Raw genomic sequence first — 21,941 nt, 5'->3', positions numbered from 1 at the left:
GTCTAAAAAGCCAGTTAGGTTTCATAATACATTTTATGAAATACATTAAATATCGAGAATTTCGATTTTAATAATCTTAAAACCTTTAACTACTTCTACTGCAGCTAAAATAACTCCCGAAAGAACGAACATCATCCCTATTAAAAACAAAGATAGAATAACATATTGGCTATAATCATACTCTACAAGAATTTTTAATCCGATAAATAACGATGATAATATAAAAAAAGCAACTCCTAAAGAATAAAAAACTACAGCATCCCTAACAAGTCGCAAACGTCTTTGAAATCTTATTAATTGTGCATTTATACTATGCATCCTTATACCCTCTTCGTAAATTACCTTAGTTTCTTTTGCATGAAGCAAAAGCTTCCTTCTTTCTTCGTTTAAAACTCTTATTCTGGCTACAGTTGCGGAATATTTATTTCCCATTCCAAGAAGTAAAAGAGCGCAGGCTGAGATCATAATTCCTGGTGCAAGCATTGCCTGAATTATGTTTACAATTGAAATATCTATATTCATAACAAAAATATTTTTAGCAAAATTAGTATATATGTATTCAAGATTTTAATACATATATCATAAAATTAATATTCCTTATTATAAACAAATTTCGATTTAATTCAGTAAATAAATAAACCTAACAGATTCTTAATTTCTGTTAGGTTTATACAATTTATTATTTTGATGGCTTTAGCCATTTATCTAACCAACCAAAGAACTCACGTTGCCATAAAATGCTATTCTGTGGTTTAAGTACAAAATGTGTTTCATTTGGAAAAATTAAAAGCTTGCTTGGAATTCCTCTTAATTGAGCACAATTATAAGCCTGCATACTTTCAGTATATGGAATTCTAAAATCGTTTCCTCCGGATATCATCATTATTGGAGTATCCCAGTTTTGCACAAATTTGTGAGGACTGTTTGCATAAGTATTCTGAGCTACTTTGTTATTTTTATCCCAGAATGGTCCACCTAAATCGTGGTTTGTAAAAAACTCTTCTTCAGTCTCAGCGTATTGACTTTCCAAATTAAACATGCCACAATGTGCAATAAATGCTTTAAATCTTTTCTGGTGATGACCAGCTAACCAATAAACAGAGAACCCGCCATAACTAGCACCAATACACCCCAAACGTTCTCCATCGATATAACTTTCCTTTTTTGCTTCGTCTATTGCAGATAAATAATCTTTCATATTCTGACCACCGTAATCACCGGAAATTTGAGCATTCCACTCCTGACCAAATGATGGAACACCACGACGGTTTGGAGCAATAATAATATATTCATTAGCAGCCATAATCTGAAAATTCCATCTGTAACTAAAAAACTGGCTTACGGTACTTTGCGGACCACCTTGGCAATAAAGCAAAGCAGGGTATTTTTTTGTTGAATCAAAATCAGGTGGGTAAATATACCATACTAACATTTTTTTATTGTCTGTTGTTGTAATCCAATGTTCTTTTGACTCACCCATTTTAACTTTATCGTAAATATTTTTATTTGTAAAAGTTAGCTGAGTTTCTTTTCCGTCACTCAAATTAATATTATAAATCTCTGTAGCCATTGCAATTGACATTTTGCCACCGATCATAATATCTCCAACCAACCCGATAGTAGTATAGTCATGCTTTCCAAAAGTAATCTGTTTTACAAAATTTGTTTCTAAATCTACAGAATAAACCTGTTCTGTTGCACGAATTCCACTTATAAAATAAATCTTTTTACTATCTGCACTCCACTGAAAAGATGTTGCATTCTGATCAAAATTCTGACTTAAATCTTTCTTTTCTTTAGTAGATAAATTTATTAAAAATAATCTTTGTTTATCAGATTCATAGCCTGGGGTAGGCATACTTTGCCATGCCATAAATTTTCCATCAGGCGAGAATGAAGGATATTTATCATAACCTGGCATTCCCTCTGAAAGATTTTCTGTTTTGCCCGTCTCGATGTTATAATAATATACATCACTATTTGTACTTATAGAGTATTCGTTTGGAGTCATTTTCTTACATGTATATGCAATACCTTTGCTATTTGAACTCCAGCTAATTTCTTCACCTTCAAAATATGGTGAAAGTGGAGAATCATAAGGTTCACCTTCCATGATATCTTTTCCGGCTGAAATTTTTCCGTCTTTTATTACACTATAAAACACATGACTTACATTTGCATCTTCCCAATGATTCCAATGACGATACATAAGTTCTGTCGCCATGTAAACTTCTGTTTTTGGTAAATCTGCATGAATATCCTGAGGTGTTTGTCTTACTTTTACATCTTTACAATAAAGAACCATTGTTCCATCAGGAGAATACTCAAAACTATTGATTCCATCTGGAATATCAGAAATTTTAATTTGATCTGTACCATCTATATTCATCTCCCATATTTGCGTAGTTCCATCTTCATCAGCAATAAAGCCTATTTTCGAACCATCCGGTTTCCATCTCGGATTAAATTCAGAACCTGCAAAAGTTGTTAAATGCTTTGCTTCGCCACCAGCCGCAGGTACAGAAAATAAATCGGTATAACCACGATTAGCAGAAATCGAATGTCGTGTAACAGAATACACAATAGTTTTACCATCGGGCGATAGTTTTATTTCACCTATTCTTCCGAATTTCCATAATAGTTCCGGGCTTACCTTTGTTTCATTAATTGGCTGACTTGCCAAAGAATCAAATACTAAAGAAGAAGTTGCAGATTCAGAAACAGAATCAGCATTTCCGGTTTTGAAACTAAAATTATACTTCCCTAAAAATATTCCAATAACAAATATCAGAATAACAACAATTACATAAATTGATTTTTTCATTATTACAATTATTAATTTATTTTTTCTTGTCTAACCTATTCAATCCATCAATAGCGAGTTGGTAATTAGTTACCATATTTTTAGCCTGAGTATAGAATTCTCTTGCTTTATCTTTATTTTTCATTTTCTCATAACAATATCCTTTATTATATACTGCTTCAACATAATCTGGTTTTGAAGCCAAAGTAGAATCGAAATATTTAATAGCTTCCTCGTAATCCAAAGCATAAATCATATTCACATAACCCTGATTAAAATAGGCATAACAATATGATTTATCTAAATTGCGTAAAATATATTGGTATTCCCTCAAAGCTTCATCATATCTTTCATTTTCCTGATAAAACATACCAAGATTATAGTGTGGCTGAATATCCTTTGGATTAAGATTAATAGCAGTTTTATAATATTGAATTGCTATTGAATCTTTTAATTCAGAAAATAACATTCCTAACATCATGTACGCTTCAAAATATTCGGCATTATTTTCGGCAGCTTTCTGAAAATTCAGAATTGCAGCATTATTTTCCTTTTTATCACGATGAATCATGCCTCGAACAAAGAACATTGTTGCATTATTTGAATTTACAGTTGCAGCAAGATCAAGATATTCGGTTGCTTTTTTATAATCTTTAACATAAAAATAAAGTGTACCCAGCTTAACCAAAACATCGTCATTATTTGGATTAATTCGATTACATTTTTCCAATATCAGCTTTGATTCTTCTGATTTACCGTTTGTTATATAAAACTCACTTAACCGTATAAAATACTTTGCATTTAGCGAATCTAATCTTGTTGAAATTATTGCATCGTTTATTGCACTATCAAGATCCATTTTATTAAAATAAAGCTCTGCACGACGCATGAAAAGCTCAGCATTTTTTGGAGTTTTTCTAATTGCATTTGATATTTCTGGTATGCTTAACGAATCTAAGGATTTATTCAATATAACCTGTGTGCTTTCAGAATTTGTATCACAAGCATAAATAAATCCAATTAGAATAACAATATATACAATATATTTTCTCATTACAATAAAAAATAAATGCCTGAAAATAATTTCAGGCATATTGATTTAAAATTTTACTTTGTTACAACTGCAAGCTTTTCTCTGATTTTCGCAACAAGCTCTTCGGTAAGTTCCAGATTATCTGTTAAAATTTGTTTAACAGCGTCTCTTCCTTGTCCAAGCTTGGTTTCGCCATAAGAGAACCATGAACCGCTTTTCTTAATTATATTGTTATCTACACTTAAGTCAATAATCTCACCAATTCTTGAGATACCTTCACCAAAAACCACATCAAATTCAGCTTTACGGAAAGGTGGAGCCATTTTATTCTTTACAACTTTAACTCTAACTCTGTTTCCAAAAGCTTCTTCGCCTTCTTTTAACTGAGAAATTTTACGAATATCTAAACGAACTGAAGAATAGAATTTTAAAGCATTTCCACCGGTTGTTGTTTCAGGACTTCCAAACATAACTCCGATTTTATCGCGAAGCTGATTAATAAAAATACAACAGGTGTTTGTGCGGCTAATATTTCCGGTTAATTTTCTTAATGCCTGTGACATTAAACGAGCCTGTAATCCCATTTTTGAATCACCCATTTCACCTTCTATTTCAGCTTTTGGAGTAAGTGCAGCCACTGAGTCGATAACAATAATATCAATTGCTCCTGAGCGAATTAAATTATCTGTAACCTCTAAAGCCTGCTCACCATTGTCGGGTTGAGAAATATATAAATTTTCAACATCAACACCTAGTTTTTCTGCATATGTTCTGTCGAAAGCATGCTCTGCATCAATATAAGCAGCAATACCACCTGCTTTTTGTGCTTCTGCAATTGCATGTATTGCTAAAGTGGTTTTACCAGATGACTCTGGACCGTATATTTCAACAACTCTTCCACGTGGATAACCTCCAATACCAAGAGCTATATCAAGAGCAATTGATCCGGAAGGAATAGTTGCAATATCACTAATAATCTGGTCACCCATTTTCATAATGGTACCTTTACCGTAATCTTTTTCAATTTTTTCTAAAGTTGATTGAAGGGCTTTCATTTTTTCCTTCAAAAGAGATTGGTCTTTTTGTTCTTTCTTACTTTCCATTTTATATTTGTTATTTAATTATTTTTTGATCAAGAATTTGTGAGGTATGTGCACTGGTATTGACTTTTGTAATGATTTTTTCTATAATTCCATTTTCATCAATAACAAAGGTAGTTCTTTTAATTCCATTAAAAGTTTTGCCTAAAAATTTTTTTTCACCCCAAACGCCATATAAATTACATATGACTTTTTCAGTATCAGCAATCAATGGAAAAGGCAAACCAAACCGTGTTGCAAATTTTTCGTGTGAAGCAACACTGTCTGCACTTACACCAATAATCTGATAACCCGATTTCTTAAATAATCCCTCGTGATCGCGAAGATTACATGCCTCAACAGTACAACCCGGAGTATTATCTTTTGGGTAAAAATATAGTACAACTTTTTTTCCCTTAAAGCCAGCTAATGAAATTGTTTTTCCATGCTGATCAACGCCACTGAACTGCGGTGCTTTCGCACCTTCTATTATTTCTGACATAATAATTATGTTTTCAACAAACCTACCGATAAAAAAATATTTATTACCATTTTCAGCAGAATTTTTTTCAACCTTTAGTAAAATTTATGACTATAAATTTGATGTGCAATAAATAAAATATAACTATCTTTATTTTTAAATTAAACACTAATATAGATATGAAAACAATTGCATTTGTTGTATTGCTCACACTTGTACAGATTCCGAATTTTTTATCGGCTCAATCAAAATTAAACGACATTCCTTCATCAGATTTACCCGCAAATGTTAAGCAGACCCTTGATAAATATGTTGAAATACTGAATATTACAAACCTTGATGATTGTGCAGTAAAATTCTGCGAAATTGCCGGTGGTGGTTTAGTAAACGACGATGGTAAAACTTTAAGAACTACAATTAAACCATATTCATTAAAAAAAGATCACGACGATATTAAATTTTACAAACAACCAGTTGAAATTACAAGAGTAAACAAATCAGTTTCGGGATTACAAGGTTTTGGTGCAAGCGCAATAAAAGGTCAGGTTTATAAAATATGGATTGCAAAAAACAATGGAGTTGCCGGACCAGCTGCCCCTGTTTCGATAATGGTTCCCGAAGGGCATGCAACAATAACAACACCTAAGGTTGTAAACATTGGTAGTTTTTAAAATTATTGCTCCAATACCTGCATAAAAACTCTAAACCCCATATGATTTGATGAATGGGAATAAAATTCCTCTGATTCAATTCTGACATCATAACCAGGACTAATCCAACTACCACCTTTTGCAATTCCTTTTTCCTTTATCATTTCAGAAGCATTACCAGCAATATTATACACTCCAAATCCGTTTGGCTCATAATACATTGCGGGCATGGTCAATGCCTCAATTTCTTTTAAAGAAACTGGTTTATTAGACAAAATTGAGTTTACAAGAATAAACTTTTTATTTATTGTATCGAAAGTAATTCCCTCGTCACCAATGCTTAAATAATTACACGCTTTTCCGCCTTTATTATTTACTAAATAATACCCACCCCAAGGATAAACATTTTCTTTTAACCCGCCATGTGCAGCATTTTCCCATTCAGTTTTATTCGGCAATCTGAAAACAACTTTTTTAAACTTTCTTTTTGCCTGAGAATTATATTTTTGAGTCAGCCAGTCGCAATATTTTATTGCCTGATCGTAGGAAACATTTACCAAAGGATAATTCTGATAAGCAGGATGGCGAAAATATAATTCAACATAAGGTTCATTATAAGCATTTTTACTTTTCCAGCCATTAGTATCGGGCAATGCAACTTTATATTCTTCAATTTTTCCGCTTTGTTTTAACTCTGATAAAAAATCGCGATATTCTACATTTGTGGTTTCATAAACATTGCAATAAAGCATTGAATCAACCTTAACATAGTTTTTGTTAATTGATTTATAAGTAAAAATTAAATCATTTTTCTGCGCATTTAAGTTTGAAATTACCAAAAACAAAAATGCAAATAATGTTATTTTCATAATTGTTAGCTTTATGTTTCTAAATATTAACATTTAATAAATATAGATAACGGCGAACTTATTAAAAAATTTGTTTTCTACTACCGAAATATAATTTTATTTTTGTCTTTACGTTACAGCATCTAAAATGAGTCTATTTCAATTTATAAAAAGTCGTGTTTTTTTTAAGCATCTTGGTTTAGCTATAGGTATTACTATACTTTTACTAACACTTAGTTTTTTCTCTATTAATTTTTACACACATCATGGTGAAGCGATATCGGTGCCGGATTTTAGCGGTTTAACATTTGAGCAGGCTCAAAGAATGGCTGAAGACAAAGATTTTAAAGTTGAAATTTCTGACTCTGTACATTTTCAGGAAAAAGAAAAAGGAACTGTTGTTTCACAGGTTCCAACAGCCGACAGCAAGGTAAAAACAGGAAGAACAATATATCTAATTATTAATGGTCAGGAACCTGAAAAAGTTCCAATGCCTGATTTAACAGGAATTTCGGTAAGACAAGCAACTTCAGATGCTGAGATATTCGGATTAAAAATAGGGAAACTAAGATACGTGCCTGATATTTCGACAACAGTTCTTGAACAAAATTTTAAAGGAAAACCAATTAAAGCAAACACTCTTATTATAAAAGGATCAACAATTGACTTAGTAGTTGGTAAAGGCGAAAGTAACGAGAATACATTTATTCCAAATGTTTTAGGATTAACAAATGACGAAGCAGAATTAAAACTTTCTTCACTTTCGTTAAATATTGGGGTTGCAGATTATGACGAAACTGTTAAAACTACTAAAGATTCAACAAGAGCAAGAATCTGGAAACAACATCCTAAATCAGGTAATGACAATGACATTAAACTAGGCAGTTATATTGACATTTGGCTAACATTAGATAATGATTTAATTCCCGAGGTATCAACAGAAAATACACCACCCGATGGCTTATAAAATATTTTTTACTTTTTTAATTACTTTCATCGTAAGTATTACTAATGCACAAGTTGTATTAGTACCACTTGAAAGTAACCCGGTTATTGAAAAATACATTAAAGAAAATACAGATAACCCAAAAAATCTTCTTTCAAATGATACAATATCATTTCCCTTTTTCGACGATTTTTCAAAATATTCAGTTTACCCCGACCAATCAAACTGGCTAGACAATTCAGTATTTGTAAATCAGTCATACGGAGATAACCCTCCATCAATTGGAGTTGCTACTTTTGATGCTTTAAATTTTGCAGGACAACTTCATTCAAATGCCACATCAAACGGATTTATTAGTGATACACTTACATCAAAACCTATAAATTTACTTACTCATATTATTACAAATCCGATTTTGATTTCATCCACTTTATTATTTTATCATACAGGTAATCAAATTTACTACCCTGCAGATTCACTTTCATATGTAAGTGGAGGAACAGTTCATAATTGCATGACCGAGCCTGTTACTTATAATATAAATTACTTCATATATTATGGCAATTTAGTAGTAAGCGACTCTTTATACACGTACGACTCATCAACAAGCACTTATACTCATATAGATAAAACCATAACATATAACATTAATCCTTCCGATTCATTGTACTTAAGCTTCTATTATCAACCACAAGGAATTGGTGGTAACGCTCCCGAAGCAGCAGACTCATTAGTTCTTGAGTTTAAAGTTCCGGGTAACTCCTGGAAACATATCTGGTCAAAACCAGGCTCTGCAAATCATGCTTTTAAACAAGTATTAATTCCCTTAACAGTTTCGACATATTTTATAAAGGGATTTCAGTTCAGGTTTAAAAATTATGCAAGTATTGGAACTTCAACAATTCCAAGTTTTGCTAGTAATGTTGATATGTGGAATATTGATTACGTTAAAATTGGAAAAAATAGAAATCAGTTTGATACTATACCAAATGACGTTGCATTTGTTTATAATGCCGGTCCATTTATTAAAAATTTCTACTCTGTTCCATGGGCTCATTATAAAAGTGTTACAAATCAAAAGAAAGACACATTAAAGTTTTTTTACAGAAATTTAAGTGATACTTTAAGAAATGTTCAATGCAGATATAAAATAACAAATAAAACTAATAATACTGTTATTTTCGATCGTTCACTTGGAAATGAAAATGACACAGCTTTTACAGATTATTATTTTATAAGAAAAGATACTGCAAATTATTTTCCATTTAATTCGGATAATCAGGCAAATTTTGAAGTAAGAATTAGCCAAACATTCAGCACCTTAGATATTCATGCTCCTTATCGCTGGAACGACACCTTAAAATTCTATCAAAAATTCGAGAGCCACTATGCTTATGATGACGGAACTGCAGAATATGGTTTTGGTTTAGCAGGTAACAATACTCAGAATGGAAAAGTAGCATTTAAATTTTACACATTAAAGCCAGACACAATCAGGGGTGTGTATATGTTTTTTAATAGAGCCCTTAATGATGCAAATCAAAAATTCTTTTATTTAACAATATGGAGTGCAGCAAACGGAAGACCAAGTCAAATCATTTACAGCCAAATGGGAGAAAAACCTCAATTTCATGGTTTAAATGAATTTCACTATTACAGTTTAGACACTTCAATATTTATAACTGACACCTTTTTTGTTGGCTGGATTCAAACTACTCAGGACTTATTAAATATGGGATTTGATTTAAACAGCGATAATTCTTCAAAGGTTTTTTATAATATTTCTGGAAACTGGCAAAATATTCCATATGCAGGTACGCCTATGATGAGACCTGTTTTTAGCACTATGCCATTTGTTAACATTAACGAATCTGTAATAAACAAAGAGATAAGCATTTATCCTAATCCTGCATCAGATTATATCAACATAAATGTTAGTTCTGCATATAATTTTCAGATTTTTGATATTACAGGAAGAGTAGTATTACAAACAAAAACTGAGAATGAGCAAATTAACGTTTCAACTATACCTTCAGGTGTATACATATTAAGAGGATCTGACGGGAAATCGCAATTCACTCGAAAACTTATTATTAATAGGTAATGCACGAGGAAGAAGATATTTTATTAAACGAAGAATCTAGCGACCTTTTTGAACATTTTAAAATAATTGTAGATAAAGGACAATCGCTACTTCGTATTGACAAATTTTTAGGATTACGTTTAGAAAATATCTCAAGAAACAGAATTCAAAATGCAGCTATTTCTAATTGTATTTTAGTTAACAACAACCCTGTAAAATCAAATTACAAGGTAAAACCATTTGATGTAATTTCAGTTGTTTTACCTTATCCACCAAATGAACATGAGGTACTGGCAGAAAACATTCCGATTGAGATCGTATACGAAGACAATGAATTGGTTATAATTAATAAACCAGCCGGAATGGTTGTACACCCTGCAAAAGGGAATTATACAGGAACATTGGTCAATGCATTACTATGGCATTTTAAAGATCTTCCACTTTTTAATACAGGGCAAATCAGACCAGGTTTAGTTCATCGTATTGATAAGGATACTTCTGGATTACTTGTTGTTGCAAAGAATGAACTGGCACACTCAAAACTTGCAAAACAATTTTTTGATAAAACAACAGAAAGAACATATTTAGCATTTGTGTGGGGTACATTTGATAACAAGTCAGGAACTATAAACGGAAATATTGGAAGGTCTCCCCGCGACAGAAAAAAAATGACAATTTTCCCAGATGGCGATTCCGGAAAACATGCGGTTACACATTATAAAGTTATTGATGAATTCAGATATTGTTCTCTTATTGAATGTAAACTTGAAACCGGACGAACTCATCAGATAAGAGCACATTTTGAATACATTAAACACCCTTTATTCAGCGACTTAATGTACGGTGGTAATAAAATTATTAAAGGAAATAACTTTGCAAAATACACTCAATTTGTTGAAAATTGCTTTAATATTTGTCCACGACAAGCACTTCATGCAAAATCTTTAGGATTTTATCATCCTTTAACAAAAAAAAGGCTTTTTTTCGACTCTGAACTACCTTCCGACATGGCAGATTTAATTAACAAATGGAGAGAATTCGCTGCAAGTAATTAAACTTCTATTGTTTATAAAAATAATAAATTTTTTATTTTTTTTTGAGAATTAAAAAACTATTAATATAAATTTGCACCGTAAATAAACATTTAAACCTCTATGAAAAAACTTTTTGGACTTTTAATGATTGCAGGAATGATGTCATTCGTTGCATGTGGACCAAGTGCTGAACAATTAGCTGCTGAGCAAGCAAAAGCTGACTCTTTAAAAGCTGATTCTATTGCTAAAGTTGAAGCTGCTGCTGCTGCTGCTGCTCAAGCTCAAGCTGATTCAATCGCTGCTGCTGAAGCTGCTGCTTTAGAACAAGCTAAACTTGATTCAATTGCTGCTGCTGGTGCTAAAAAAGGCAAGAAATAATAATTCAGCCAAAAGCATTAAAAAAAGGTCAACATTAATGTTGGCCTTTTTTTTATGGAATAATAATTCTTATTGAATTCTCAGATAATCTGAATCTAAGACACTTATCCATAACCGCAGGTTCTCCGTCAAAATGAACTGCACCTGATTCCTGCCTGTATATATCAACTTCTTTTGCTACAAATGTTTCAACCAAAGTAGCTTTATTCATATTTTTTAAAAATAAACGACTGGCAAGTGCAGGAGCGTGAATTAATCCAAACGGTTTTAATATTACAACATTCATTAACCCATCAGTTATATCAGCATCTGGTGAAATATAAACATTATTACCATATTGATTTGCATTTGCAACAGTAACCAGAAAAGCATCAATATTTATTTCTTTACCATCCGCTACTATCTTATAATTTGAAGGTTTATAATTTCTAAACTCACGACCAACAATTCTTGTGTAAGTCTTAAACCCACGTTTTCCTGCAGTTGCAAACAAGTGACCAATCTGAGCATCAAATCCGGTACCTGCTGTACAAAAGAAATTTTCATTATTAATAAGACAGCTATCCATATTAATAGTTCTACCATAAATTATAATTTTTGCTGCCTTTTCTAAATTCATTGGAATTTTAAAATGTCTGGCTAAACCATTTCCCGACCCAAGGGGTAAAATTGCAAATGAAATATTTGAATTTACCAATGCACGAGCAGTTCTGTTTACTGTACCATCTCCACCTGCAGCTACAACAATATCAAAATGATCTTCTTTTATTCTCTTCTTTATTGCATCTGTTATATCAAATTGAGGACTCTCCCAATATTGAAAAGAAATTTCAACGCTGGAACCAATCCATTCCTTAAGTTTCAATTCAAGGTTAATTTTTTTCCTTGCCCCAGCTATAGGATTTAATACAACTAATAATTTTTTCAAAGCAGTTTAATAATCTTCAAAGTTAAAAATACCTGTTAAATTATTAATGTAATTCTATATTTTGAAATCATTATGTTTTTTATACTTTTGAAATATCAACTAACAAATTAATAAATGAGATCTCTGTTTCTGTTTATTTGGTTCTTTATTTTTCAATTTTCAATAGTTGCCTTTTCTCAACAATCAAAAATTGATTCTTTACTAGAAATAAATTCCAATACTAAAATTGATACTGTTAGAATAAAAACTTTACTAACTCTTACCGATTTATACTCTTTTCAGAATTCTGATTCTGCAATATTATTTGGTAAACGGGCTAAAGTACTTGCCAAAAGAATTAAAAACCAGTCATACATAGCAAATGCATCAACAGAATTAGGTTGGGCTTATTATGTTTCGGGAAATTACACTACAGCACTTGATAATTTTTTAGAAGCACTTAAGATTTATGAGAACTGTCAGGATTTTAAAAATATGTCAACTGCACTTGGAAATATTGGTTCGGTTTATCTAAATCAAAAAAACTTTAAAAAAGCACGGGAATATTATACCAGAGCTTTAACTATTGATCAAAAAACAAATAACAAAAAATGGATCGCTTCTGATATCAGTAACCTTGGAATAATTTATATGTCAGAAGGAAATTACGAAAAAGCAATTGAATCTTATACAAAAGCTTTAATAATTAATCGTGAAATTAAAAACAAAAGAGATATTTCTATGAATCTTGGAAATATTGGGAATGTTTATTTCAAACTTGGTGAAGATTCTTCTAATACCACAAAACAAAGCGATAGCCTTTATAATATTGCTGCAAACTATTACCTAGATGCAATTAAAATAGATGAAGAACTTGGAAGAAAACTTGGAATTGCAATTAAACTTGGAAACCTTGGCACCTTATATATTCTAATGAGAAAATTTGCCGAGGCCGAAAAATATCTTAAACGAGCAATTACACTTTCTGATAGCATTGGTGCAGTAGATATGATTGACAACTGGCATAAAAATCTGAGTGAATTATATGAAAAAACAAATAATCAGGCAAAAGCACTGTATCACTTTAAAAGATTTAAAGCAATTAAGGATAGCATTACTAATATTCAAACAACACAAAATTCTTTGCGACTTGAAATGAAATACGAATTTGAGAAAATTCAGGCTACTGAAAAAGCAGAGCAGGATAAAAAAGATTTAATAGCTGAATCAGAAAAAAACAAACAACTATTGATTTTAATTTTTGTTTTGGTTGGAATGATTGTAGTTAGTGTATTTGCAATTTTTGCTGTAAGACAAAAAAATATTATTAAGAAAGAAAAACATCGTTCAGATGAATTACTACTTAACATTCTACCGCATGAAACAGCAGAAGAATTAAAAACAACAGGCAGTGCAAAACCTAAACAATTCGATTTGGTAACTGTACTTTTTACCGATTTTAAAGGGTTTACCAAAATTGCCGAAAAAATGACTGCTGATGAATTAGTAAATGAACTTAATTTAATTTTTTCTGAATTTGATAAGATTATTTCTAAATATCCTATAGAAAAAATAAAAACTATTGGCGATGCCTATATGTGTGCCGGTGGACTTCCAACAGCGAATACAACTAATCCAATGGATGTAATAAAGGCAGCACTGGATATTCAGGAATATATGAACAAACATTTAACAATTAACACTAACAACACTGAGACTAATCAATGGCAAATCAGAATTGGTGTTCATACCGGACCAGTTGTTGCAGGAGTTGTTGGAATTAAAAAATTTGCTTATGATATTTGGGGCGACACAGTAAATACTGCTTCAAGAATGGAATCAAGCGGTGAACCAGGAAAAGTAAATATTTCTGGCTCTACCTACGAATTGATTAAAGATAATTTAGCTTCAGATTTAAAAACAATATACAGAGGCGAAATTGAAGCAAAAAATAAAGGAAAAATTAAAATGTATTTTGTAGAAAAAAGCTAAGTTTGCTAAACATTAAAATAATAATATGATAAATTTAAAAGATAAAATCCGTTCAATACCTCACTGGCCTATTGAGTCAGTAACATTCAGAGATATTACTACATTAATGCAGGACCCGGAAGGATTTAATGAAGCATGTAATCGCTTTTACGAAAGGTATAAAGATCAAAAGATTGATAAAATTGCCGGCATAGATGCAAGAGGTTTTGTATTTGGTGCTGTATTGGCAAAGCAATTGGGAATAGGTTTTATTCCTGTCAGAAAAAAAGGTAAACTTCCTTTTAAAACTATTTCTGAAAAATACGATTTGGAATATGGTACTGCTGAACTTGAACTTCATTCTGATGCAATTTCTAAGGGCGAACGCATTGTTATAGTTGATGATTTAATCGCTACAGGTGGAACGGTTAACGCTGCTATCAAATTAGTAGAAAAACTTGGTGGCGAAGTTGTAGAATGTGCATTTGTAGTTGAATTACCCGAGTTAAAGGGTCGCGAAAAAATTAAAGGACACAAAATTTTTTCGATGGTAGAATTTGAAGGTGAATAATTAATAAACTGTTATTTATTCCTATAATATTCTACTTTTCGCTTTAGATTTTTTTTGACTTTCTACTTCAAAAGTAATGAGCAATATTTCGTTCATATCTTTTCACTTGATAGATATGTATATGTTTTGATATGCATTAATTTTTTGCTGTTAAAAAAACAGCAAAAATGAAACTAAAAATTGCAGTTCTTTCAGGAGGAAACTCCTCAGAAGCAGAGATTTCCATAAAAAGTGGCAGACAAGTAGTAAATTGGATAGATAAGGAAAAATTCGATGTTTACCCCATAATAATTATGGGAACAAGGTGGACACTTGGTGATGAAGGGGGTCCTGTAATAAATAAAACCGACTTTAGTGTTATTGTAGATGGCGAAAAAATTAAATTCGATTTTGCATATATTATTGTTCATGGAACTCCGGGCGAAAACGGATTAATGGCTGGATATTTTGAATTACTTGGAATTCCCCACTCAACATGTAACACCCTTGTTTCTTCACTAACATTCGACAAATATTTTTGTAAACTGGCACTCCGTGATATTGATTTGTTAATGGCAAAAGCTATTCTGGTTAAAAAGAATCAGAAAATAACACCTGAAGAAATTGTAAAAGCAGTTGGCTTACCTTGCTTTATTAAACCAAATGCAGGAGGCTCGAGTTGTGGCACTTCAAAAGCAAAAACTATTGAAGAGATACCTGCAGCACTTGATTTTGCTTTTAAAGAAGATAATGAAATTATTATCGAAGAATTTATTAAAGGTACTGAAATTTCATGCGGGGTTTTAAAAACAAAAGAAAAAACATTTTTGTTTCCAGCAACTGAAATAGTAACAAAAAATGATTTTTTTGATTACGAAGCAAAGTACACACCTGGCATGAGTGAAGAAATTACACCTGCACGCATACCAGATCATGTAGCAAAAGAATGCCACCGCCTTTCACTTGCTGTTTATGAATTCTTTGGTTGTAAAGGAATAGTCAGAGTTGATTATATAATAAGAGATGAAAAATTATATTTTCTTGAAATAAATACTATTCCGGGAATGAGTGAAGCAAGTATTATTCCTCAACAAGGCAGAGTTTACGGTATTAGCATGACAGAACTTTTAACAAAGGTTATCGAAGATATTTTAAACTAGTTTTTTCATCCTAATAAAATCTACTTTTATCCAACATAGTTTTCTTTTGCAAGAAATTAAATCTATTTCGTAAATAAAATATAGTCGATTATCAAACTATTCGAACTAAATCAATTTAGAGCCATACCTTTGTACAAAAAAGAAATTAAAATGGAACAGAAAGAAAAAAACATCGACATTACTCTTGTAAAAGACATCGACAAATCAAAGCACAGTGTTTATCATGTTGTTATTAGCAACTATTTTTCAACACGTTCTAACAAAGTATTTATGAAAGTATTTCCAGATTTTAAAGTCTCAGGATTTAAAATCAACAAGAACTAGACATAAAATATTTTCATTTATAATAAACCCTGAATTGCTTAAACAGTTCAGGGTTTATTAATTAACGTGAGTTCGATATAAAATAATAGAATACCTAGTTTTGTTACATTGAGTGGATTTTCGAAGAAAATTTGTATCGAAATGAACAAAACGACTTGTTTTCGATACGAAATTCTGAAAGAATTTCACTCAAACTAGCATCGTTTTCTTATTTCGAACTCACGTTAATTAAAATAATCTTGATTGAGCATCTTCATGTTCCAGAAGCCACTGTTTTCGCCACATTCCACCTGCATATCCTACAAGTTCATTATTGCTTCCAACAACTCTGTGACATGGAACAATTATCCACAAAGGATTTTTTCCGTTTGCAGCACCAACTGCCCTTGTTAATTCTTTTTTTCCAAGTTCTATTGCAAGTTGCCCATATGATTTTGTTTTTCCAAAAGGAATTTTCCCTACTTCTTTCCACACTTTCTGTTGAAATTCAGTGCCTTCATAAACCAAAGGTAAATCAAAATGTTTGCGCACTTTGTTAAAATACTCATCTAATTGCATTTTAGCAATTTCAATTATTTCTACTTCATTAGCCTCTTGAAAATTAATTATAGAGTCTTCTGACAATATTTTAACAGAAAACAATGCTTCAGCAAATGCTTTTATCTCAATAATACCAATTGGGCATTTCAGATAACTTGTAAAAATCTGATCTGTAGACATTTTATTTTTAAACCGCTACCTCACCTTTTATTAAAGGATGCGGATCATAACCTTCTAATGTAAAATCTGAATACTTAAAACTGAAAATATTTTTCACATGCGGGTTTATCTTCATTTTTGGTAAAGGTCTTATTTCTCTTGACATTTGAAGTTTAACCTGGTCGATATGATTTTTATAAATATGAGCATCACCAAATGTATGTACAAAGTCTCCGGGTTTTAAATCAGTAACCTGTGCAATCATCATTGTTAACAAAGCATAGGAGGCAATATTAAAAGGAACCCCCAAAAATAAATCGGCACTTCTCTGATAAAGCTGACATGATAATTTTCCCCCAGCAACATAAAACTGAAAAATAATGTGACAAGGAGGCAATGCCATATTATTTATTTCACCTACATTCCAAGCACTAACAAGATGTCTGCGGGAATCGGGATTATTTTTTATCGATTCAACAACTTGTGTAATCTGATCAATTGCTTTACCTTCATAATTATTCCATGAGCGCCACTGGTGTCCATAAACTGGTCCTAAGTTTCCATCCATATCTGCCCACTCATTCCAGATATTTACACCATTATCATTTAAATATTTAATATTAGTGTCGCCGTTTAAAAACCATAACAATTCGTAAATAATTGATTTAAGATGTACCTTTTTTGTTGTAACAAGCGGAAAGCCTTTACTTAAATCAAACCTCATCTGATGACCGAAGATACTATATGTACCGGTTCCTGTACGGTCTTCTTTTACATTTCCGTTTTTTATAACATGATCTAATAAATCAAGATATTGCTTCATGTGTTAGTGTTATCAGAGTTTATAATTAATGATTTATTGATTGAGCATTTACATCAGCTGGCACATGTTTATGTTTAAAAAATACAGCAAATAATATCGCTACAATTAGCGAATAAATTGCGAATGCGAGCCATATTCCATGCCAATCTTTTTCTCCCGATTCTGACATAAAAAAGGAATTTATTATTAAACCAGATACCAATGATCCAATTATTGATCCCAAACCATTTGTCATCATCATAAACAATCCCTGAGAACTGGATCTGATTTCGGGCTTACATTGTGTTTCAACAAATAAAGAACCTGAAATATTAAAGAAATCGAACGCCATTCCATAAATAATATTTGATAATATTATCATCCACAAAAGATCGCCAGGGTTTCCAAATGAGAATAAACCAAATCTTAAAAACCATGCTATCATACTCATTAACATTACCTTTTTAATTCCAAATCTTCTAAGAAAAAAAGGAATTGCAAGGATAAATAATGTTTCTGAAATTTGAGAAATAGACATTATTATTGTTGAATATTTAACAACAAATGACGAAGCAAATTCCGGAATATTCTTGAATTCATCTAAAAACACATCTCCGTACATATTCGTAAGCTGTAATGCGGCACCCAAAAACATTGAGAAAACAAAGAATAGAAACATTTTATAGTTTGCAAATAATTTAAATGCATCTAAACCCCAAAGTTTAACAAATGATTGTTTTTCTGCACTTTGTTTTTGTGGCGGACATTTTGGTAATGTAAAAGAATAAATGCCTAAAACAAGTGCTGCTGCTGCTGAAATGTAAAACTGAACTTCAGTAGCTTTATTTCCAGTAAGATTTGTTACCCACATTGCTGCAATAAAACCTATAGTACCCCAAACCCTTATTGAAGGAAAATCTTTAACCACATCATAACCATTTTTTTTCAATGCATTATATGCAATTGAATTAGTAAGAGCTATTGTTGGCATATAAAAAAGCATTGCCGCTAACATTATCCAGAAAAACTGGGAAGGGGAATTTGCCATAGAAAGACAAAAAACAGCAATACCACTAAGAATATGAATTAATCCATATACTTTTTCTGCATTAACCCACCTGTCAGCTAAAATCCCGATTAATGTAGGCATTATAATAGATGCGATTCCAAGGGTCATAAATATCATTCCGAAACCATCAGGTCCCCAGCCTTTCGTACCAAACCAATAATTTGCTATTGTAATTAACCATGATCCCCATATAAAAAACTGGAGAAAATTCATCAATGTAAGACGTAGCTTAATACCCATAATATTTAATTTTTTGCTTGAAAATAATGAAAATCAATCTTGATTCCTGCGCTTTATTTCGTCTCTAATTCGAGATGCTTTTTCGTAATCTTCATCCCGAATTGCTTCTTTAAGCATTAAGTCCAGATCTTTTAATTCAAACTTTGAGAAAGACTGTTGTTTTGAAGATTTTTTTGATCCGCTTTTTGAACTGCTATCATCTTCGTCAAAAACATTTATTTCTTTTGACTGTTCCTTTTCTTTGTCTTTGCCAAATTCAATTATAATTCCTGCTTTTTCAATAACTTCTTTAGTGGTATATATCGGACATTTAAATCTGAGTGCAAGAGCAACTGCATCAGATGTACGGGAATCAACTATAACATTTTCTTTTTGATGATTAAACACCAGATTAGAAAAAAACACTCCTTCTTCTAATTTAAAAATATTTACTTCTAATAAATCTATATGGTATGATACAGCAAATTGTAAAAACAAGTCATGTGTAAGTGGACGGGGTGGCTTTAATCCCTCAAGTTCAATTGCTATTGCTTGTGCTTCAAAAGCTCCAATAATAATTGGGATTCTTCTGTCTCCATCTTCTTCAGCAAGTACCAGCGCATAAGCTCCTGATTGTGTTTCACTATATGATAATCCTAAAACTGATAGTCTAACTTTCTCCATATATGTTTTTTATCCTTATACCTTATAAATCCTCACGAATTAACAAATATAATGTTTTGTCCGATTTTTTCCTCCAAATAATTAAATGATTATTAACCGAGTTTTTAACGAAATTTTTAAATAAAACTTAAACTTATTAGCATTTCCATACCTTTATTTATCTTTTTAATCAATTGTTTTGAAATTGAGAATAAAAAAATATAGCAATAGTATTTCTTTTAAATAATTTTTATACCTTTGCACTCCCAAGAAAAAATTAATTTATTACAAAATGTACGCTATAGTTGACATTGCAGGGCAACAGTTTAAAGTGGAGAAAGGCAAGAAATTGTACGTTCACCGCCTAGATGCCACAGAAGGTAGCTCTTTGGAGTTCGAAAAAGTTCTTCTTCTTGATGATAACGGTAAAGTAAAAGTTGGCGCTCCTACAGTAAAAGGTGCTTCAGTTTCTGCTAAAGTTCTTTCTCACTTAAAAGGTGATAAAGTTCTAGTTTTCAAGAAAAAAAGACGTAAAGGATACCAGAAGATGAACGGTCATCGCCAGTATCTTACACAGGTAGAAATTGAAAATATTAAAGTTTAACAATAAAAATTTCCGAATATGGCACATAAAAAAGGTGCGGGTAGTTCGCATAACGGTCGTGAATCGCATAGCAAAAGACTTGGTGTAAAAATATACGGTGGACAACTTGCAGTTGCAGGAAATATTATCGTTCGCCAAAGAGGTACAGTTCATAATGCAGGCGAAAATGTAGGCATGGGTAGAGATCATACTCTTTTTGCACTTACAGATGGCAGAGTAGTTTTCAAAAGAAAAAGAAACGAAAAATCATACGTTTCTGTTGAAGCTCTTCCGGCAGAATAGATATTTTTTTTAATTCATATTTTCTCCCGGTTTTTGCTTGTCAAAAATCGGGAGTTTTTTTTGTAAAAAGATAAAATTATGTTGACATTAAAGCTTATCCAGGAAAATAAAGAGTTTGTTATTGAACGTCTTGCAGTCAAAAATAAAAACGTAAGCGAAACAGTAGAAAAAATTATTGAATTCGATAACCAACGCAGAAGTTTTCAAAATCAATCTGATAACAAACTTGCTGAACTTAATAAAGTCTCTCAGCAAATTGGTCAGCTTATGAAATCGGGACAAAAAGAAGATGCCGAAAAAGCTAAACAAGTTACTGTTAGTTTAAAAGAAGAAATCAGCATACTTGGTCAAAAATTGGCCGATACCGAAAAGCAACTTCATGACGTTTTGGTAACATTACCAAATCTTCCTCATTCATCAGTACCAGTCGGAAAAACTCCAGAAGATAACGAGATAGTAAGATCTGGCGGACCTGCAATTAAAGAGGATGACAAAATGGTTCCTCATTGGGATCTTGCAAAAAAATATGACATCATTGATTTTGACCTTGGAAATAAAATTACTGGAGCTGGTTTCCCAGTTTATAAAGGAAAAGGAGCAAAATTTCAACGTTCACTTATAAGTTTCTTTTTGGATGAAGCTACAAATGCAGGTTTCCGTGAAGTAATTCCTCCTTACATGGTAAATGAAGATTCGGGATTTGGCACAGGACAGTTACCAGATAAAGAGGGACAAATGTATCACGATGCAACAGATAATTTATTTTTAATTCCAACAGCAGAAGTTCCGGTTACAAATATTTTTCGCGATGTAGTTTTAAATGAATCAGAATTTCCTGTAAAATATACTGCTTACTCTCCATGTTTCAGACGTGAAGCTGGTTCTTATGGAAAAGAAGTAAGAGGATTAAACCGTTTACATCAGTTTGACAAAGTAGAAATTGTTGTTGTAGCTAATCCAAAAGACTCTTATGACCAACTGGAGAAAATGGTTAGTCATGTTGAGAATTTATTGTTAAAACTTGAATTACCATACAGAATATTGAAGCTTTGCGGTGGCGATATGAGTTTCACCTCTGCCTTAACTTATGATTTTGAAGTTTATAGCGAAGCACAAAAACGTTGGTTAGAAGTTAGCTCTGTTTCAAATTTCGAATCATTTCAGGCTAATCGGTTAAAATTAAGATACAAAGACGAAGCTACTAAAAAGAACCAACTTGCTCATACCTTAAATGGAAGTGCCTTGGCATTACCAAGAATTGTTGCAGCATTATTAGAAAATAACCAAACTCCAGAAGGAATAAAAGTTCCTGAGATTTTAACATCATACACTGGCTTTAAATTTATTGACTAGTTA

General features: G+C 31.8%; 23 protein-coding genes. 12 read left to right on the top strand and 11 right to left on the bottom strand.

The features are described 5' to 3' along the window. Positions 1–45 precede the first annotated feature (45 nt). The 5 genes from HY951_04925 to bcp form a co-directional block, all read right to left on the bottom strand. Positions 46–522, bottom strand: a complete 477-nt coding sequence (locus HY951_04925) for a DUF2721 domain-containing protein (protein ID MBI5539380.1) — start codon at positions 520–522, stop codon at positions 46–48. Positions 523–679: 157 nt separating this feature from the next. Further along, the gene (locus HY951_04920) at positions 680–2,824 is read right to left on the bottom strand and encodes a S9 family peptidase (protein ID MBI5539379.1); all 2,145 of its coding nucleotides are present in this window, start codon (positions 2,822–2,824) and stop codon (positions 680–682) included. 16 nt (positions 2,825–2,840) lie between these two features. Next, positions 2,841–3,896 (bottom strand): tetratricopeptide repeat protein, encoded by a 1,056-nt coding sequence (locus tag HY951_04915; GenBank protein MBI5539378.1) that lies wholly within the window; start codon positions 3,894–3,896, stop codon positions 2,841–2,843. Positions 3,897–3,910: 14 nt separating this feature from the next. Further along, a complete protein-coding gene (gene recA, locus HY951_04910; protein MBI5539377.1) occupies positions 3,911–4,939 on the bottom strand; it encodes a recombinase RecA in 1,029 nt (342 codons plus the stop codon). A gap of 10 nt (positions 4,940–4,949) precedes the next feature. Continuing rightward, on the bottom strand, positions 4,950–5,417 hold the full coding sequence (gene bcp / locus HY951_04905) for a thioredoxin-dependent thiol peroxidase (protein ID MBI5539376.1): 468 nt from the start codon (positions 5,415–5,417) through the stop codon (positions 4,950–4,952). 158 nt (positions 5,418–5,575) lie between these two features. On the opposite strand from bcp, the gene HY951_04900 reads away from it, so the two are divergent. Beyond that, positions 5,576–6,067 (top strand): hypothetical protein, encoded by a 492-nt coding sequence (locus tag HY951_04900; protein ID MBI5539375.1) that lies wholly within the window; start codon positions 5,576–5,578, stop codon positions 6,065–6,067. 2 nt (positions 6,068–6,069) lie between these two features. Here HY951_04900 and HY951_04895 read toward each other — a convergent pair whose 3' ends face one another. Then, positions 6,070–6,915 carry an SUMF1/EgtB/PvdO family nonheme iron enzyme gene (locus tag HY951_04895; GenBank protein MBI5539374.1) on the bottom strand — a complete coding sequence of 282 codons (846 nt, stop codon included), beginning with the start codon at positions 6,913–6,915 and terminating at the stop codon, positions 6,070–6,072. 127 nt (positions 6,916–7,042) lie between these two features. Here HY951_04895 and HY951_04890 point away from each other — a divergent pair, with 127 nt between their 5' ends. From HY951_04890 to HY951_04875, 4 genes are all read left to right on the top strand, one after another. Further along, positions 7,043–7,861: a PASTA domain-containing protein gene (locus HY951_04890; protein MBI5539373.1), complete on the top strand. Its 819-nt coding sequence runs from the start codon at positions 7,043–7,045 to the stop codon at positions 7,859–7,861. Then, positions 7,851–9,944 (top strand): T9SS type A sorting domain-containing protein, encoded by a 2,094-nt coding sequence (locus HY951_04885; GenBank protein ID MBI5539372.1) that lies wholly within the window; start codon positions 7,851–7,853, stop codon positions 9,942–9,944. Before HY951_04890 ends, HY951_04885 begins: the two co-directional genes overlap by 11 nt. Beyond that, a complete protein-coding gene (locus tag HY951_04880; GenBank protein ID MBI5539371.1) occupies positions 9,944–10,978 on the top strand; it encodes an RluA family pseudouridine synthase in 1,035 nt (344 codons plus the stop codon). The genes HY951_04885 and HY951_04880 overlap by 1 nt, the downstream gene beginning before the upstream one ends. A 99-nt stretch (positions 10,979–11,077) precedes the next feature. Next, the gene (locus HY951_04875; protein MBI5539370.1) at positions 11,078–11,335 is read left to right on the top strand and encodes a hypothetical protein; all 258 of its coding nucleotides are present in this window, start codon (positions 11,078–11,080) and stop codon (positions 11,333–11,335) included. Positions 11,336–11,387: 52 nt separating this feature from the next. Here the strand turns inward: HY951_04875 and HY951_04870 are convergent, their stop codons facing one another. Continuing rightward, positions 11,388–12,263 (bottom strand): YegS/Rv2252/BmrU family lipid kinase, encoded by an 876-nt coding sequence (locus HY951_04870; protein ID MBI5539369.1) that lies wholly within the window; start codon positions 12,261–12,263, stop codon positions 11,388–11,390. A 114-nt stretch (positions 12,264–12,377) separates the two neighbouring features. Between HY951_04870 and HY951_04865 the strand changes: the two genes are divergently transcribed. The 4 genes from HY951_04865 to HY951_04850 all read left to right on the top strand — a co-directional run bounded on the left by HY951_04865 (position 12,378) and on the right by HY951_04850 (position 16,247). Then, a complete protein-coding gene (locus HY951_04865) occupies positions 12,378–14,234 on the top strand; it encodes a tetratricopeptide repeat protein (GenBank protein MBI5539368.1) in 1,857 nt (618 codons plus the stop codon). Between the two features lie 28 nt (positions 14,235–14,262). Further along, positions 14,263–14,784, top strand: coding sequence for an adenine phosphoribosyltransferase (locus tag HY951_04860; GenBank protein ID MBI5539367.1), 522 nt, complete (start codon positions 14,263–14,265; stop codon positions 14,782–14,784). 167 nt (positions 14,785–14,951) lie between these two features. Next, positions 14,952–15,923 carry a D-alanine--D-alanine ligase gene (locus tag HY951_04855; protein ID MBI5539366.1) on the top strand — a complete coding sequence of 324 codons (972 nt, stop codon included), beginning with the start codon at positions 14,952–14,954 and terminating at the stop codon, positions 15,921–15,923. A gap of 150 nt (positions 15,924–16,073) precedes the next feature. After that, the gene (locus HY951_04850; protein ID MBI5539365.1) at positions 16,074–16,247 is read left to right on the top strand and encodes a hypothetical protein; all 174 of its coding nucleotides are present in this window, start codon (positions 16,074–16,076) and stop codon (positions 16,245–16,247) included. Positions 16,248–16,475: 228 nt separating this feature from the next. On the opposite strand, the gene HY951_04845 is transcribed toward HY951_04850, so the two are convergent. From HY951_04845 to HY951_04830, 4 genes are read right to left on the bottom strand one after another with little or no spacing between them, the layout of a single operon-like run. Then, positions 16,476–16,967 (bottom strand): methylated-DNA--[protein]-cysteine S-methyltransferase, encoded by a 492-nt coding sequence (locus HY951_04845; GenBank protein MBI5539364.1) that lies wholly within the window; start codon positions 16,965–16,967, stop codon positions 16,476–16,478. A gap of 7 nt (positions 16,968–16,974) precedes the next feature. After that, a complete protein-coding gene (locus HY951_04840; GenBank protein ID MBI5539363.1) occupies positions 16,975–17,769 on the bottom strand; it encodes a thymidylate synthase in 795 nt (264 codons plus the stop codon). A 25-nt stretch (positions 17,770–17,794) separates the two neighbouring features. Then, the gene (locus tag HY951_04835) at positions 17,795–19,057 is read right to left on the bottom strand and encodes a nucleoside permease (protein ID MBI5539362.1); all 1,263 of its coding nucleotides are present in this window, start codon (positions 19,055–19,057) and stop codon (positions 17,795–17,797) included. Between the two features lie 33 nt (positions 19,058–19,090). After that, positions 19,091–19,720: a bifunctional nuclease family protein gene (locus tag HY951_04830; GenBank protein MBI5539361.1), complete on the bottom strand. Its 630-nt coding sequence runs from the start codon at positions 19,718–19,720 to the stop codon at positions 19,091–19,093. A 271-nt stretch (positions 19,721–19,991) separates the two neighbouring features. On the opposite strand from HY951_04830, the gene rplU reads away from it, so the two are divergent. The 3 genes from rplU (at position 19,992) to serS (ending at position 21,938) form a co-directional block, all read left to right on the top strand. After that, positions 19,992–20,303: a 50S ribosomal protein L21 gene (gene rplU, locus HY951_04825; protein ID MBI5539360.1), complete on the top strand. Its 312-nt coding sequence runs from the start codon at positions 19,992–19,994 to the stop codon at positions 20,301–20,303. 18 nt (positions 20,304–20,321) lie between these two features. Then, a complete protein-coding gene (gene rpmA, locus HY951_04820; GenBank protein ID MBI5539359.1) occupies positions 20,322–20,585 on the top strand; it encodes a 50S ribosomal protein L27 in 264 nt (87 codons plus the stop codon). A 78-nt stretch (positions 20,586–20,663) separates the two neighbouring features. Continuing rightward, positions 20,664–21,938 (top strand): serine--tRNA ligase, encoded by a 1,275-nt coding sequence (gene serS / locus HY951_04815; protein ID MBI5539358.1) that lies wholly within the window; start codon positions 20,664–20,666, stop codon positions 21,936–21,938. Positions 21,939–21,941 lie beyond the last annotated feature (3 nt).

The organism is Bacteroidia bacterium (assembly GCA_016218155.1).
In the GTDB taxonomy this organism is placed as follows: domain Bacteria; phylum Bacteroidota; class Bacteroidia; order Bacteroidales; family GWA2-32-17; genus GWA2-32-17.
Note: the sequence above shows the minus strand (reverse complement) of the source record. Positions and strands in the feature narration are given on the sequence as shown.

Coding starts and splice junctions, on each gene's coding strand:
- HY951_04875 (MBI5539370.1), top strand. CDS start 11,078: ATGAAAAAACTTTTTGGACTTTTAATGATTGCAGGAATGATGTCATTC.
- HY951_04880 (MBI5539371.1), top strand. CDS start 9,944: ATGCACGAGGAAGAAGATATTTTATTAAACGAAGAATCTAGCGACCTT.
- HY951_04830 (MBI5539361.1), bottom strand. CDS start 19,720: ATGGAGAAAGTTAGACTATCAGTTTTAGGATTATCATATAGTGAAACA.
- HY951_04890 (MBI5539373.1), top strand. CDS start 7,043: ATGAGTCTATTTCAATTTATAAAAAGTCGTGTTTTTTTTAAGCATCTT.
- HY951_04865 (MBI5539368.1), top strand. CDS start 12,378: ATGAGATCTCTGTTTCTGTTTATTTGGTTCTTTATTTTTCAATTTTCA.
- rplU (MBI5539360.1), top strand. CDS start 19,992: ATGTACGCTATAGTTGACATTGCAGGGCAACAGTTTAAAGTGGAGAAA.
- HY951_04840 (MBI5539363.1), bottom strand. CDS start 17,769: ATGAAGCAATATCTTGATTTATTAGATCATGTTATAAAAAACGGAAAT.
- HY951_04845 (MBI5539364.1), bottom strand. CDS start 16,967: ATGTCTACAGATCAGATTTTTACAAGTTATCTGAAATGCCCAATTGGT.
- HY951_04835 (MBI5539362.1), bottom strand. CDS start 19,057: ATGGGTATTAAGCTACGTCTTACATTGATGAATTTTCTCCAGTTTTTT.
- rpmA (MBI5539359.1), top strand. CDS start 20,322: ATGGCACATAAAAAAGGTGCGGGTAGTTCGCATAACGGTCGTGAATCG.
- HY951_04900 (MBI5539375.1), top strand. CDS start 5,576: ATGAAAACAATTGCATTTGTTGTATTGCTCACACTTGTACAGATTCCG.
- bcp (MBI5539376.1), bottom strand. CDS start 5,417: ATGTCAGAAATAATAGAAGGTGCGAAAGCACCGCAGTTCAGTGGCGTT.
- HY951_04895 (MBI5539374.1), bottom strand. CDS start 6,915: ATGAAAATAACATTATTTGCATTTTTGTTTTTGGTAATTTCAAACTTA.
- HY951_04885 (MBI5539372.1), top strand. CDS start 7,851: ATGGCTTATAAAATATTTTTTACTTTTTTAATTACTTTCATCGTAAGT.
- HY951_04925 (MBI5539380.1), bottom strand. CDS start 522: ATGAATATAGATATTTCAATTGTAAACATAATTCAGGCAATGCTTGCA.
- HY951_04915 (MBI5539378.1), bottom strand. CDS start 3,896: ATGCCTGAAATTATTTTCAGGCATTTATTTTTTATTGTAATGAGAAAA.
- HY951_04850 (MBI5539365.1), top strand. CDS start 16,074: ATGGAACAGAAAGAAAAAAACATCGACATTACTCTTGTAAAAGACATC.
- serS (MBI5539358.1), top strand. CDS start 20,664: ATGTTGACATTAAAGCTTATCCAGGAAAATAAAGAGTTTGTTATTGAA.
- HY951_04855 (MBI5539366.1), top strand. CDS start 14,952: ATGAAACTAAAAATTGCAGTTCTTTCAGGAGGAAACTCCTCAGAAGCA.
- recA (MBI5539377.1), bottom strand. CDS start 4,939: ATGGAAAGTAAGAAAGAACAAAAAGACCAATCTCTTTTGAAGGAAAAA.
- HY951_04920 (MBI5539379.1), bottom strand. CDS start 2,824: ATGAAAAAATCAATTTATGTAATTGTTGTTATTCTGATATTTGTTATT.